This is a genomic window from Mesorhizobium sp. M0633, assembly GCF_040320645.1.
Lineage (GTDB): Bacteria > Pseudomonadota > Alphaproteobacteria > Rhizobiales > Rhizobiaceae > Mesorhizobium.
The window spans coordinates 81963-94093 of sequence record NZ_JAMYQC010000019.1 but is presented as its reverse complement, the minus strand read 5'-3'; the positions used below and the strand labels follow the sequence as shown (position 1 = coordinate 94093).

At 61.7% G+C, this 12131-nt stretch carries 17 protein-coding genes; 7 read left to right on the top strand and 10 right to left on the bottom strand.

Annotation, left to right across the window (positions count from 1 at the left end):
- Positions 1 to 127: 127 nt before the first annotated feature.
- Positions 128 to 472, bottom strand: a complete 345-nt coding sequence (locus NKI47_RS20405) for a RidA family protein (RefSeq protein ID WP_023674415.1) — start codon at positions 470 to 472, stop codon at positions 128 to 130.
- Positions 473 to 682: 210 nt separating this feature from the next.
- Here NKI47_RS20405 and aztA point away from each other — a divergent pair, with 210 nt between their 5' ends.
- The 4 genes from aztA to NKI47_RS20385 all read left to right on the top strand — a co-directional run bounded on the left by aztA (position 683) and on the right by NKI47_RS20385 (position 3857).
- Positions 683 to 1495 carry a zinc ABC transporter ATP-binding protein AztA gene (gene aztA, locus NKI47_RS20400; RefSeq protein WP_023674414.1) on the top strand — a complete coding sequence of 271 codons (813 nt, stop codon included), beginning with the start codon at positions 683 to 685 and terminating at the stop codon, positions 1493 to 1495.
- Positions 1495 to 2370, top strand: coding sequence for a zinc ABC transporter permease AztB (gene aztB / locus NKI47_RS20395; RefSeq protein ID WP_023674413.1), 876 nt, complete (start codon positions 1495 to 1497; stop codon positions 2368 to 2370). Before aztA ends, aztB begins: the two co-directional genes overlap by 1 nt.
- Before the next feature lie 22 nt (positions 2371 to 2392).
- Entirely contained in the window at positions 2393 to 3334 is a 942-nt protein-coding gene (aztC, locus tag NKI47_RS20390; protein WP_023674412.1) for a zinc ABC transporter substrate-binding protein AztC, read from the top strand.
- A 184-nt stretch (positions 3335 to 3518) separates the two neighbouring features.
- Entirely contained in the window at positions 3519 to 3857 is a 339-nt protein-coding gene (locus NKI47_RS20385; protein ID WP_023674411.1) for a protein tyrosine phosphatase family protein, read from the top strand.
- Positions 3858 to 4112: 255 nt separating this feature from the next.
- Here NKI47_RS20385 and NKI47_RS20380 read toward each other — a convergent pair whose 3' ends face one another.
- Entirely contained in the window at positions 4113 to 4580 is a 468-nt protein-coding gene (locus tag NKI47_RS20380; protein WP_023674409.1) for an Lrp/AsnC family transcriptional regulator, read from the bottom strand.
- 139 nt (positions 4581 to 4719) lie between these two features.
- On the opposite strand from NKI47_RS20380, the gene hppD reads away from it, so the two are divergent.
- Complete coding sequence (gene hppD / locus NKI47_RS20375) at positions 4720 to 5832, top strand: 4-hydroxyphenylpyruvate dioxygenase (protein WP_352593157.1); 1113 nt, start codon at positions 4720 to 4722, stop codon at positions 5830 to 5832.
- A gap of 51 nt (positions 5833 to 5883) precedes the next feature.
- On the top strand, positions 5884 to 6108 hold the full coding sequence (locus NKI47_RS20370) for a type II toxin-antitoxin system Phd/YefM family antitoxin (protein WP_352593154.1): 225 nt from the start codon (positions 5884 to 5886) through the stop codon (positions 6106 to 6108).
- A 19-nt stretch (positions 6109 to 6127) separates the two neighbouring features.
- Here NKI47_RS20370 and NKI47_RS20365 read toward each other — a convergent pair whose 3' ends face one another.
- From NKI47_RS20365 to hmgA, 7 genes are read right to left on the bottom strand one after another with little or no spacing between them, the layout of a single operon-like run.
- Complete coding sequence (locus NKI47_RS20365; RefSeq protein WP_352457131.1) at positions 6128 to 6439, bottom strand: BrnA antitoxin family protein; 312 nt, start codon at positions 6437 to 6439, stop codon at positions 6128 to 6130.
- Positions 6426 to 6683: a BrnT family toxin gene (locus tag NKI47_RS20360; protein ID WP_352593151.1), complete on the bottom strand. Its 258-nt coding sequence runs from the start codon at positions 6681 to 6683 to the stop codon at positions 6426 to 6428. Before NKI47_RS20360 ends, NKI47_RS20365 begins: the two co-directional genes overlap by 14 nt.
- Before the next feature lie 50 nt (positions 6684 to 6733).
- Positions 6734 to 7282, bottom strand: coding sequence for a DinB family protein (locus NKI47_RS20355; protein ID WP_352593148.1), 549 nt, complete (start codon positions 7280 to 7282; stop codon positions 6734 to 6736).
- 4 nt (positions 7283 to 7286) lie between these two features.
- Positions 7287 to 7580 (bottom strand): hypothetical protein, encoded by a 294-nt coding sequence (locus NKI47_RS20350; RefSeq protein WP_352593145.1) that lies wholly within the window; start codon positions 7578 to 7580, stop codon positions 7287 to 7289.
- Positions 7581 to 7584: 4 nt separating this feature from the next.
- On the bottom strand, positions 7585 to 8598 hold the full coding sequence (locus tag NKI47_RS20345; protein WP_352593142.1) for a fumarylacetoacetate hydrolase family protein: 1014 nt from the start codon (positions 8596 to 8598) through the stop codon (positions 7585 to 7587).
- On the bottom strand, positions 8595 to 9539 hold the full coding sequence (locus tag NKI47_RS20340; protein WP_352593139.1) for an MBL fold metallo-hydrolase: 945 nt from the start codon (positions 9537 to 9539) through the stop codon (positions 8595 to 8597). The genes NKI47_RS20345 and NKI47_RS20340 overlap by 4 nt, the downstream gene beginning before the upstream one ends.
- Before the next feature lie 10 nt (positions 9540 to 9549).
- A complete protein-coding gene (hmgA, locus tag NKI47_RS20335; protein ID WP_352593136.1) occupies positions 9550 to 10863 on the bottom strand; it encodes a homogentisate 1,2-dioxygenase in 1314 nt (437 codons plus the stop codon).
- Positions 10864 to 11007: 144 nt separating this feature from the next.
- Here hmgA and NKI47_RS20330 point away from each other — a divergent pair, with 144 nt between their 5' ends.
- On the top strand, positions 11008 to 11445 hold the full coding sequence (locus NKI47_RS20330; RefSeq protein ID WP_352452268.1) for a MarR family winged helix-turn-helix transcriptional regulator: 438 nt from the start codon (positions 11008 to 11010) through the stop codon (positions 11443 to 11445).
- Positions 11446 to 11475: 30 nt separating this feature from the next.
- Here NKI47_RS20330 and NKI47_RS20325 read toward each other — a convergent pair whose 3' ends face one another.
- Positions 11476 to 12099 (bottom strand): DUF4304 domain-containing protein, encoded by a 624-nt coding sequence (locus NKI47_RS20325; protein WP_352593133.1) that lies wholly within the window; start codon positions 12097 to 12099, stop codon positions 11476 to 11478.
- Between the last annotated feature and the right edge of the window lie 32 nt (positions 12100 to 12131).

Here is a 12131-nt window from a genome sequence, read left to right as displayed (position 1 = left end):
CGTTAAAAATATCGAATGATTTTTGGTGTTTAAAATATCGGCGTAGCGATCCGTCCAACACCCCTCATCCGACCGAGCTTCGCTCGGCCACCTTCTCCCGCAAGGGGAGAAGGGAAAGCGCTACGCCTCAAATCGCCGCGGTAACAATAATCTCGACCAGATATTCCGGTCCGGCAAGCTTCGCTTCGCCGGTGGCGCGGGCCGGCGTGTTGCCTTGCGGTACCCATTTGTCCCACTCCGCGTTCATCTCGGCAAAGGTGCTCATGTCGGCCAGCCAGATGATCGCCTGCAGGATCTTGGTTTTGTCGGTGCCGGCCTTGGCCAGCAATTCGTCGATCGCCGCCAGAATGTCCCTGGTCTGGGCACCGACGTTTCCGCCCGGCTTGCCGACCTGACCGGCCAGATAGACGGTGTTGCCGTGGATGACGATCTGGCTCATGCGCGGGCCTACATCGATACGACGAATGCTCATTGGATATTCCTTCTCCTCTTGTCGGTGCCTGTTTAGGGGCCGGGTTCGCCGGGGGCAAGGCCGCTCGAGCGGAACTTCTTGAGCCAAGCCAAAGCACACAACAAGACGGCCCGGCCGCAATTCCGCCCGATTGGCTTGTTGACTAATGTAATAACATCACATATCGAATCCGCCCCTGCAGCGCCGATCATCGCCCCCATGGATCGTCACATGAGCCAAACCTGCCTGACCTTCCGCGACCTGACGCTGGGCTACAACAGCCATCCTGCGGTCCACCACCTCAATGGTACGATCCGCAAGGGATCGCTGACGGCGGTCGTCGGCGCCAACGGCTCCGGCAAATCAACGCTGATGAAGGGCATTGTCGGCGTCCTGAAGCCGATGGCCGGCGCGGTGATCCGGGCGCCCGGCGTACGCGCCGCCTATCTGCCGCAGCAATCGGAACTCGACCGCTCCTTTCCGGCCCGGGTCGTCGACCTGGTTTCGCTTGGTCTGTGGCCGCGGCGCGGCATGCTCGGCCGTTATACGAGGGAAGATCGCGACTCTGTCAGCAAGGCGCTGATGGCCGTCGGCCTCGGCGGCTTCGAGAAGCGGCCGATCGACACACTGTCGGGCGGCCAGCTGCAGCGCACGCTGTTTGCCCGCGTGCTGTTGCAGGATGCCGAGCTCATCCTGCTCGACGAGCCGTTCAACGCCGTCGATGCCAAGACGGTCGGTGACCTGATCGCGCTGATCAAGCGCTGGCACGGCGAGGAACGCACGATCATGGTTGTGGTCCACGATCTCGATCTGGTGCGGCAGAATTTCCCCGAAACACTGCTGCTGGCGCGCCAGCCGATCGCCTGGGGCGAGACCAGGGAGACGCTGCAGCCGGAGAATCTGTTGCGCGCGCGCCGCTTCCACGAAGCCTGGGAGGACAACGCGCCATGGTGTGAGCCCGGCGAGCATGATCACCAGCACGGTGGCCACGAGCACGGCCATGACCACGACCATTATCACGGCTCCGGGCCGAGGACGGCATGATGGACGTGCTTTACGGTCTTTTCGTCGCTCCTTTCGCCGACTACGCCTTCATGCAGCGGGCGCTCGCCGGTTCGATGATGCTGTCGCTCGGCGCCTGCCCGGTCGGCGTGTTCCTGATGCTGCGGCGCATGAGCCTGTCCGGCGACGCCATGGCGCATGCCATCCTGCCCGGTGCTGCCGCCGGCTTCCTGTTCTATGGCCTGGAGATCCTGCCGATGACTATCGGCGGACTGATCGCCGGCATCATCGTGGCGCTCGGCGCCGGCGCCGTCTCGCGCTTCACCATTCAGCGCGAGGACGCCTCGATGGCGGCCTTCTATCTGATTTCGCTGGCCATCGGCGTGCTCATGGTATCGATCCGCGGTTCCAGCGTCGATCTCATGCATGTGCTCTTCGGCACCGTGCTGGCGCTCAACAACGAGGCGCTGACGCTGATCGGCGGCATCGTCGTGGTGACGCTGGTCAGCCTCGCCATCTTCTGGCGGGCGCTGGTCGCCGAATGCCTCGACCCTTTGTTCCTGCGCTCGGTCAGCCGGATGGGCAGCCCGGTGCATTTCATCTTTCTCGGCCTCGTCGTGCTCAATCTCGTCGGCGGCTTCCAGGCGCTCGGCACCTTGCTGTCGGTCGGGCTGATGATGCTGCCGGCGGCGGCGGCCCGCTTCTGGACCTCGCGCGTCGAGCCGATGTGCGTGTTGGCCACAGTGATCGGCTTTGCCTCCTGCATTGCCGGGCTGCTGTTGTCCTACCATGCGTCGCTGCCCTCCGGCCCGGCCATCATCCTGTCCGCCGGCGTCGTCTATTTCGCCTCGATCCTGTTCGGCACGCGCGGCATCCTGCGTGCCCGCATCGTTCATCACCGCCACAGAACTGCCTGATCCCAACAAGGAGAACCTGTCCATGCTGAAATCGATCCGCGCCGCTTTGGCCGTGAGCGTTATAACATTAACCGCCTTTGGCGCATCTTCGGCCTTCGCAGAGCCGTTGAAAGTGGTCGCCAGCTTCACGATCATCGCCGATTTCGCCAAGAATGTCGGCGGCGACCGCATCGATCTGACCACCATCGTCGGGCCGGACGGCGACGCCCACGTCTACGAGCCGAGCCCCGCCGATGCGGTGGCGATGGCCAAGGCCGACATCGTGCTGGTCAACGGCCTGCATTTCGAAGGTTTTCTGCAGCGCCTGGTCGACGCCAGCGCCACCAAGGCGACTGTCGCCGTGCTGACCAAGGGGGTCACGCCGATCAATTTCAAACCCGAATTCGCCGAGGCCGATGTCGCCGAAGGCGCGGAAACCGATGGCGGCAAGACGGTCACCGATCCGCATGCCTTCCAGTCGATCGCCAATGCCAAGATCTATGTGAAGAACATCGCCGACGCCTTTTGCACGGCCGACGCTGCGGGTTGCGACAGCTACAAGGCCAATGCAGCCGCCTATACGCAGAAGCTCGAGGCGCTTGAGGGCGAAGTGCAGGCGGCGATCCAGTCGATCCCGCAGGAGAAGCGCGTCGTCATCACCTCGCATGACGCCTTCGGCTATTTCGAGCAGGCCTACGGCTTGACGTTCCTTGCCCCGGAAGGCGTGTCGACCGAGTCGGAGCCCTCCGCTGCCGACGTCGCCAAGCTGGTCAGCCAGGTGAAACAGGACAAGGCGGCGGCGATCTTCGTCGAGAACATCACCAACCCGCGGCTGATCGAGCAGATCGCCAGCGAGACCGGCATCAAGGTGGGCGGCACACTCTATTCCGATGCGTTGTCGCAGCCCGACGGCCCGGCCGCGACCTATATCGATCTGATGCACAACAACATCGCCCAGATCAAAGGCGCGATCCTAGGAAGCTGAGCCGACCGATCCGGTTCATCCAGCCGGGTTGGCGCATGATGCGTCCTGGCGACATGCGGCGTTAGCCCGGCTGGATTTCTGGCATCGAAATCTCTATCTGCGGATGGATTTCTTTTCGCGCGGATTGCCGACCGGGTCAGGGAGTGGCAAGACTGCCGCTAACCAGATTGCGAGGACCCCAGCCATGGAATACCGTCAGATAAGCGAGGACTATTCAGTCTCGGGCCAGATCCAGCCCGAAGATGTCGCGACCATCAAGGCCGCCGGCTTCAAGAGCGTGATCTGCAACCGGCCGGACGACGAGCAGCCCGGCCAGCCATCGGCCGACACCGTCAAGGCGGCGGTCGAGGGCGCCGGGCTCGCCTTCCGCTACATCCCGGTCATCAGCGGCCAGATCACGGCCGAGAATGTCGAGGACCAGGCCGAGGCGCTTGACGAACTCGAAGGCCCGGTCTTCGCTTACTGCCGGTCCGGCGCCCGCTGCACTAATCTTTATGGGCTGATCCAGCAGTCGAAGGGGTGAGAGGCCTCACATTCCGAGCGGAGGAAGTCAAGTTCCGCACTGTGGCGATCCTTCACACCCCCCTCTGTCCTGCCGGACATCTCCCCCTCAAGTGGGGAGATTGGATGTCGCGTTGGCTTTCGCCAATTTTCAGCGTTGCGGAGTTGGGCAGCAGGTCAAAGCTGCCAATCTCCCCACTTGAGGGGGAGATGGCCGGCAGGCCAGAGGGGGGTGCTGTCCCTCCGCCATATCTAATCTAACGAAAAGCCGTCCGGGCTAAATCGGCAGCGCGCCGGTTTCCTTCAGCGTTTCGAGCACAATCGCGGTCTTCACATGCTGCACCGATTCGTGCGGCAGCAACACGCCGTTGACGAATTCCGACAGCGACTTCAGGTCGGGCGTCACCACTTTCAATATATAGTCCATCTCGCCGGTCAGCGCGTGCGCTTCCTGCACTTGCGGCAGCCGCGCCACCAATTCGCCGAAGCGCCGCGCATTGTCGCGGTTGTGGGTGGCGAGCGTCACCGAGATGACATTGACCAGGGAAAAACCGAGCTTGTCGCGGTCGAGCACCGCCCGGTAGCCCTTGATATAGCCGTCCTCCTCCAGCCGCTGGCGACGACGCGAGCACTGCGACGCGGACAGGTTCACCCGTTCCGACAGATCGTTGTTGGTCAGCCGTGCATCGCCCTGCAACAGAGCCATTATCTTGCGGTCAAACTGGTCGATGCGCGCCTCATCCATGAATTTCGGGTCCGCAGTGCACAACTCGCGCATGATCAGACCATTTCAAGCGTTTGAATGCAAGCAATTTGCACTCGCTCCGCGCTATAATTGCGTTCAGATGGCCGACGCGGCCAGTTCCAGATTTCGGAGCAATGCCATGGGTCCCTTCCCGCACGACGCACCGCCCGCCAAGATCAGCAAAACCAATCCCGCCGGTACCGACGGCTTCGAGTTCGTCGAATTCGCGCATGCCGAGCCGGAAAAGCTCGCCGAGCTTTTCACCCGCATGGGCTATGTGCCGGTGGCCAAGCACCGCAGCAAGGACATCACCGTCTGGCGGCAGGGCGACATCAACTATGTCGTCAATGCCGAACCCGGCTCGCATGCCATGAAATTCGTCGACAAGCACGGCCCTTGCGCCGCCTCGATGGCGTGGCGGGTGGTCGATGCAACGCATGCCTTCGATCACGCGGTGGCCAAGGGCGCGACGCCCTATGAAGGCAACGACAAGACGCTCGATGTGCCGGCGATCGTCGGTATCGGCGGGTCGCTGCTCTATTTCATCGAAACCTACGGCGAGAAGGGCTCGGCTTACGACGCCGAGTTCGACTGGCTGGGCGAGCGCGACCCCAGGCCGGAAGGCGTCGGCTTCTATTATCTCGACCACCTGACCCACAATGTCTATCGCGGCCAGATGGACAAATGGTGGGATTTCTACCGAGACCTGTTCGGCTTCAAGCAGATCCATTTCTTCGACATCGACGGCAAGATCACCGGCCTGGTCAGCCGCGCCATCACCTCGCCCTGCGGCAAGATCCGCATCCCGCTCAACGAGTCCAAGGACGAGACCAGCCAGATCGCCGAATATCTGAAGAAGTATAATGGCGAGGGCATCCAGCACATCGCCGTCGGCACCGACGACATCTACGGTGCCACCGACAGGCTGGCCGCCAACGGCCTGAAGTTCATGCCGGGCCCGCCCGAGACCTATTACGACATGTCTTATGCCCGCGTGAACGGCCATGAAGAGCCGATCGAGCGCATGAAGAAGCACGGTATCCTGATCGACGGCGAAGGCGTGGTCGACGGCGGCACGACCAAGATCCTGCTGCAGATCTTTTCGAAAACCGTGATCGGCCCGATCTTCTTCGAGTTCATCCAGAGGAAGGGCGACGAAGGCTTTGGCGAGGGCAATTTCCGCGCTTTGTTCGAATCGATCGAGCAGGACCAGATCAAGCGCGGCGTGCTGAAGGTGCAGGCGGCGGAGTAAGGCTGCACCGGACTTCTTGCGATTCGGTCAGTAGTAGCTCAGACTTTGGCCATGAACATTGCTATCGCAGAGGCCAAGGCAAGACTGTCGGAACTCGTCAGCCGCGCGGAAGCTGGCGAAGAGATTGTGATTACCCGTCGCGGCAAGGTTGCGGCGCGCCTCGTGCCGCTAGCCGTGCCCGAGTCCCTGCCTCGTATCGGCGCCATGAAGGGCAAAATCAGGATTGCCGACGATTTTGACGAACTCGGTCCCGAATGGGACAGGTATGCCAAATGACGCTGTCACAGGCAAACGTCTATTTGGCGAGGCCGGCGGCTTTGCGCAGAATCTCGTTGATGCGGCTCTGCCAGCCGGGGCCGCCGGCACGAAAGCGGGCGACTACGTCACTGTCGAGACGGAGTGTTACCTGCTTCTTCGGATTATCGAGAGCCGGCCGGCCGCGCGAACGGCGAATGCTTTCGGCAAGTTCAGGGAACGCTTCGGCGAAAGGACGAGCGTTTCGAAAATCCTCCTCTGTCCATTCCGGATTCTCCGAAACGGCTTCCCAGTCTTCTTTGCTGTAGCCGCGACCAGCTTCGAACTCGGTGCGCACCTTACGCTTTGCCATTGAACAATCTCCTTTCCGCGGGACTTGCCGGGCGCATCGAAATTATCGAGATGCCCTCGGAACCGAGCCGGGCAAACACCACCGCAACGATGCCATCGATGATCCGGCCAATTGCCATGAGACGACCGGCCTTGGCAGTGCGGACTGTCGAGGCAAGAAAAAACTCGTCATCAAGCGCCGCAAAATCCAAGCCGTGCTTGTCAATGTTGGCCAACCGTTTTGGTTCGTCCCAAACGATCTTCATCAGAATTTATGTACCTACAATAATTAAGTCAACAATTTTCGTAACTACAACTAATTGCGACCTTGGAGCACCAACCTCTCGACCTCGGCTTTCCTGAGTTTCAGATCATAATCGAGGAAGAACTCGTCGAGTTGCGGCGGCTTCACCGAGGTGCCGGACAGCATCGCGTGCACCTGGCCGCGATGATGGATGTCGTGGATGAAGAGATGGGCGAGCAGATCGCCGATCCGTTCCGGTATCATGCCGTCCTCGCGCCGGTCGGTGAGAACGCGGCGCTCGAGATCGTCGGCCGACAGGCGGTCGCAAAAGGCGATCAGCCGCCGGTCGGCCGCGACCTGGGCAACAAACAGTGCCTCGGGATCATTGAAGGGCACGAAGCCATCATAGGCGGCAGCGCCGACACGGCCCTCTTCGAGAAAACCGAGATAGAGATGATCGACCGCCAGGATGTGGTTGAGCGTTGCCTTGATCGATGGGAAGAAGCTTATCCTTTCAGCCTCGAATTCGCCGGGCTCAAGCTGCAGCACGGCACGATAGAGCCGGTCGTTGGACCACAGATTGTTGCGCGCCATGCGGCGGAAATGGTTCAGCAGGTCCATGACTTCACGGCGCGACCCGGAATAGCGACACACCCGCCCATAGAAGCGCAAACCCAGCCAAAACAATCAGCAGCAGCCCGATCATGCGCCGCCGCATGCCTTGCGTTTCCTCGTCCAGCGCGACATTCGTGTTGGTGACGGTGTGAAACATCATCGCCTTGCGCGGAAAGCCGCTGCGGTTGGTCAGGCCGGGCGAGCGCGCCTCGATGCGGTAGCTCAGCCTGATTGCCTGGATGAAGATCGCCAGCATGGCAAGAGCCCAGGCACCGCACAGCAGATAGAACGTCTCGCCTGTCATTCTCTTACCCCTCGTACTTCTCGACCTTCTGCTCGATGGCGCCGAAGATCGAATGCCCACCCCGGTCCTTCATCTCGATACGCACGCTATCGCCAAAGCGCAGGAACGGCGTTTTCGGTTCGCCGGTTTCGATGGTCTCGATCATACGCAGCTCGGCGATGCAGGAATAGCCGGCGCCGCCCGCCGAGACAGGCTTGCCCGGCCCGCCGTCGAGCTTGTTGGAGACGGTGCCCGAACCGATAATGGTGCCGGCGGCCAGCGGCCGCGTTTTTGCGGCATGGACAATCAGCGCCGGAAAATCGAAGGTCATGTCGATGCCGGCGTTCGCCCGGCCGAACGGTTTGCCGTTGAGATCGACCAGCAGCGGCAGGCTGACCTTGCCGCCGTCCCAGGCATCGCCCAGCTCGTCCGGCGTCACCGCAACCGGCGAAAAGGCCGATGACGGTTTCGACTGGTAGAAGCCGAACCCCTTGGCGAGCTCGGGTCCGGTCAGGCCGCGCAGCGTTACATCGTTGACCAGCATGACCAGCCGGATCGCCGCCCGCGCCTGGTCGAGGCCTGCACCCATCGGCACGTCGTCGACGATGACGGCGACCTCTCCTTCCATGTCGATGCCAAGGGTCTCGTCGGTCATGCGGATTGGGTCGCGCGGTGCGAGGAAAGCGTCCGAGCCGCCCTGGTAGATCAGCGGATCGGTCCAGAAGCTTGCCGGCATCTCGGCGCCGCGCGCCTTCCGCACCAGCTCGACGTGGTTCACATAGGCCGAGCCGTCGGCCCATTGATAGGCGCGCGGCAGCGGCGAATGGGCGTCATGCTCGTGAAAGCGGGCAGACGGCACCGCATTATTCTCGAGCGATTCGGCCATCGCAGCGAGATGCGGCGCGATCCGATGCCAGTCGTCGAGCGCGGCCTGCAGCGTCCGCACCAGGAACGAAGCATCGGTAAACCGCGTCAGGTCGCGCGAGACGACGACGAGCTTTCCGTCGCGCGTCCCGTCCTTCAATGTGGCAAGCTTCATGCGGTTTCCTCTCCTGGCGCAGCTTTGGCGCTGCTTTTTGTTCTACGCATGATCTCTTCCGAAAACCGGTTCCACTTTTCGGGATCATGCTCCAGCCCCACAACAAGGCCGTCGCGGGCGATCGTCAAGTCGCCGGCCCATGTTTTCCTCACGGCGGCAATCCAGTCGGCCTCGCCGATCTCGGGATCGTCGGCGGGAATGAGATGGTTGAGGACCAGTCTGTTGACGCCTGCATCGGTGGCGATGCGACCCGCTTCCTCGGCAAAGCTGTGGCTGGCAAGCAGGTGTTCCCTCAGCCTTGCGCCGTTGCCGGTCTTCGCGACCAGCCGCTCGATACCCTCTTCCAGCATGGCCTCGTGGACCAGGACGTCGGCGCCCTCGGCGAAATCCGCCAATGGCGGAAAGAACGCCGTATCCGACGAAAAGACGATGCCTTGCCCCGCATGATCGAAGCGCAGCGCAAAGCAATCCGTCACCGGCGGGTGGTCGACACGCAGCGCCGATATTTTGAGACCGCGCTCCCCGACCACGTGGCCTTCACCAAACTCGACGATCGAGACCAGGTCGCGGATATCCGGCCTGCCTTCATCGGCGATGCGGATCTCGATGTCGAATTCCATTGCCTGGCAAAAGCGCTGCCAATAATGGCCGATGCCGGGCGGGCCGAATAAAGTGACGGGCGCCGGCAGGCCGGCGGTCCAGGCGGTGTGGATGAGAGGTCCGGGTTCCAGAACATGGTCGGAGTGCAAATGCGTGATGAAGATCAGGTCGAGCGCCTTCAGGCTGATGCCGGCATCGGTCAGCCCGCGCGTTACGCCCAGCCCGCAATCGACGACGATGGTGCGGCCGCCAATCTCCAGCAGTGACGAACTCGGCCACGGCCCGCCCGGCCGCAGCGCCGGGCCACCCTTCGAACCCAGAAGCACCAGACGATCCGTCATGCGACGGCGCTCAAGACCAGTCGCCCTCTGGCGTCCCGTTGAAGCGTTTCTTCAGGTCGGCCCAGCAGTCGATGTAGTTGTCCTGCCGGGTTTCGAGCTCGGCGCCATAGCGGGTCACCATCTGCGGAAAGCGTGTTTCGAACATGAAGGCCATGGTGTGGTCGAGCTTGACCGGCTTCAGCTCCGCGCGCGAGGCTTTTTCGAAGCCGGGTGCATCGGGTCCGTGAGCCAGCATCATGTTGTGCAGGCTGATGCCGCCGGGCACGAAGCCCTCTTCCTTGGCATCGTACTGACCATGTATGAGGCCCATGAACTCGCTCATGATGTTGCGGTGATACCAGGGCGGGCGGAACGTATCTTCGGCGACCAGCCAACGCGGCGGGAAGATGACGAAATCGATATTGGCGGTGCCTTCCTCGCCGCTCGGCGCGGTCAGCACGGTGAAGATCGACGGATCGGGATGGTCGAACAGGAGCGCGCCGACCGGCGAAAAGGTCGCAAGATCATATTTATAGGGCGAATAATTGCCGTGCCACGCCACCACATCCAGCGGCGAATGGTCGATCTCGGTGACATGGAACTGGCCACACCATTTCGCGATCAGCCGACAGGGCGTGTCCTTGTCCTCGAACCAGGCGCAGGGCGTCTTGAAATCGCGCGGATTGGCCAGGCAATTGGCGCCGATCGGGCCGCGATCCGGCAGCGTCAGCTTGGCGCCGTAATTCTCGCAGACATGGCCGCGCACTTGCGGATCCACCAGTTCGACCTTGAACACCAGGCCGCGCGGCAGCACGGCGATCTCGCCCGGCCTGAGTTCGATGACACCCATCTCGGTGACGAAGCGCAAGGCTCCAACCTGCGGCACGACCAGCAACTCGCCGTCGGCGTTGAAGAAATGATCGTCGGCCATCGAACGGTTGGCGACATAGACATGTGCCGCCATGCCGGTCTGGCCGAGCACGTCGCCGGCGGTGGTGATCGAGCGCATGCCGGCAATGAAATCGGTCGGCTCGGTCGGCATCGGAACTGGGCTCCAGCGATATTGGCCGAGCGCGAGCCGGTGGTCGCCGACGTTCGGCGCGCTTTTCCAAAGCGGATAATTCGCCGCTTTGAAGCGGCCGGTGTGCCTGACGCTCGGCCTTATCCGATAAAGCCAGGAGCGCTCATTGGTGCCGCGCGGCGCGGTGAAAGGAGAGCCGGAAAGCTGCTCGGCATAGAGGCCATAGGCCGGCCGTTGCGGCGAGTTCCGCCCTTGCGGCAGCGAGCCGGGCAGGGTTTCGGTTTCAAAGTCGTTGCCGAAGCCCGGCATGTAGGAAAAGGTCATGGAATCCTCCCGAATTCATAGTCCCGGAGCGTCCGAAGGGAAGCTCTGAGTTGACCAGACTGGTTTCATTTGTAACCATTGAAAATGTAACCATCAACGGTGATTTTCGGCATGAGCCGCCAGCCTGCTCAATCAAGACCAACCATCGAAATCCTCGAACTGGAATCCTTCCTGCCTTACCGGCTCTATCGGCTTGCCGATGCCGTCAGCCGCGAGTTTTCAAGGATATACAAGGACCGTCACGGACTGACCCGGCCCGAATGGCGCACACTGGCCGGGCTTGGACAGCACGGCACGATGACGGCGACGGCGCTCGGCGAGCAATCGGCCATGCACAAGACCAAGGTGTCGCGAGCGGTGGCCGAGCTTGAGCGGCGGCGCTGGCTGACCCGCACGCCAGACGAGAAAGACCGTCGCGTCGAGCATCTGACGCTGACCAAAGCGGGGCTTGCCGCCTATCGCGAAATGGTGCCGCTGGCGAAGGAGTTCGAGCGGGAGCTGCTGGAGAGGCTTGGTGCGGAAGAGCGGGCGGCGATTGTCAGTGGGGTAGCGGCGCTGGAGGCAAAACTCACCCTGGGTTGAAATCCTCCATAGGTTCGACCGTCGCAGAAATCAGATGGCTACCGCGGCAGGCAACGCTCCTAAACCGTAATAGGCGCGTTCGGCTTCAATGATGCCTTTGACATGGCTTCGAAATTCTACCGGATCATCGATGTAGGCCAGGAGCGCCTGTGCCTGCGAAGCTGCGTGTCTTCGAACGCTTTCAAACAGCCGCCTTGCCGTTTCAAAGTCACCAGCCAAGCCGGCCGCCACCCCGGCGTGGAAAGCTGCCCATTCGCCGTACGCACCAAGCTGCAATTCATTCACGAGGATCGCGGCTGTCGCCTGCACGGAAGGGAACATCGATCGATGAATCTGATCAATTTCGAGTACCTTCCTCGCCATTTGACCGACCAGGGGCACAAACTGTGCGGAGTTCTGGAACTCAACGAACCCGCCGACGCGTTCAGAACGATCGAAGGTCAGTGTTTGCGGAAGCGAACCCCAAAGCCAGTGGACAGCCACGTTCAGGTAAGTGCCTTTGGACCAAGAGCTGGGCTGAAATTCGACTACACTCAGCCAGAAGCCACGATCAGCGATCCAGACACGTGACTGCCCCTTTCGCCGAAATCCGGCCGGCTGCAGTACGGTCTTTGCTTCCAAAGCAATGATACGTCCGTGCTCGTTATCCGCCATCTCGGTCCCTACATGACAGCAATGGGCGTGGC

What these genes read in the sequence shown, in the direction of transcription:
- NKI47_RS20405 (WP_023674415.1), bottom strand. Translation starts at nt 472, where the DNA reads ATGAGCATTCGTCGTATCGATGTAGGCCCGCGCATGAGCCAGATCGTC.
- aztA (WP_023674414.1), top strand. Translation starts at nt 683, where the DNA reads ATGAGCCAAACCTGCCTGACCTTCCGCGACCTGACGCTGGGCTACAAC.
- aztB (WP_023674413.1), top strand. Translation starts at nt 1,495, where the DNA reads ATGGACGTGCTTTACGGTCTTTTCGTCGCTCCTTTCGCCGACTACGCC.
- aztC (WP_023674412.1), top strand. Translation starts at nt 2,393, where the DNA reads ATGCTGAAATCGATCCGCGCCGCTTTGGCCGTGAGCGTTATAACATTA.
- NKI47_RS20385 (WP_023674411.1), top strand. Translation starts at nt 3,519, where the DNA reads ATGGAATACCGTCAGATAAGCGAGGACTATTCAGTCTCGGGCCAGATC.
- NKI47_RS20380 (WP_023674409.1), bottom strand. Translation starts at nt 4,580, where the DNA reads ATGGATGAGGCGCGCATCGACCAGTTTGACCGCAAGATAATGGCTCTG.
- hppD (WP_352593157.1), top strand. Translation starts at nt 4,720, where the DNA reads ATGGGTCCCTTCCCGCACGACGCACCGCCCGCCAAGATCAGCAAAACC.
- NKI47_RS20370 (WP_352593154.1), top strand. Translation starts at nt 5,884, where the DNA reads ATGAACATTGCTATCGCAGAGGCCAAGGCAAGACTGTCGGAACTCGTC.
- NKI47_RS20365 (WP_352457131.1), bottom strand. Translation starts at nt 6,439, where the DNA reads ATGGCAAAGCGTAAGGTGCGCACCGAGTTCGAAGCTGGTCGCGGCTAC.
- NKI47_RS20360 (WP_352593151.1), bottom strand. Translation starts at nt 6,683, where the DNA reads ATGAAGATCGTTTGGGACGAACCAAAACGGTTGGCCAACATTGACAAG.
- NKI47_RS20355 (WP_352593148.1), bottom strand. Translation starts at nt 7,282, where the DNA reads ATGGACCTGCTGAACCATTTCCGCCGCATGGCGCGCAACAATCTGTGG.
- NKI47_RS20350 (WP_352593145.1), bottom strand. Translation starts at nt 7,580, where the DNA reads ATGACAGGCGAGACGTTCTATCTGCTGTGCGGTGCCTGGGCTCTTGCC.
- NKI47_RS20345 (WP_352593142.1), bottom strand. Translation starts at nt 8,598, where the DNA reads ATGAAGCTTGCCACATTGAAGGACGGGACGCGCGACGGAAAGCTCGTC.
- NKI47_RS20340 (WP_352593139.1), bottom strand. Translation starts at nt 9,539, where the DNA reads ATGACGGATCGTCTGGTGCTTCTGGGTTCGAAGGGTGGCCCGGCGCTG.
- hmgA (WP_352593136.1), bottom strand. Translation starts at nt 10,863, where the DNA reads ATGACCTTTTCCTACATGCCGGGCTTCGGCAACGACTTTGAAACCGAA.
- NKI47_RS20325 (WP_352593133.1), bottom strand. Translation starts at nt 12,099, where the DNA reads ATGGCGGATAACGAGCACGGACGTATCATTGCTTTGGAAGCAAAGACC.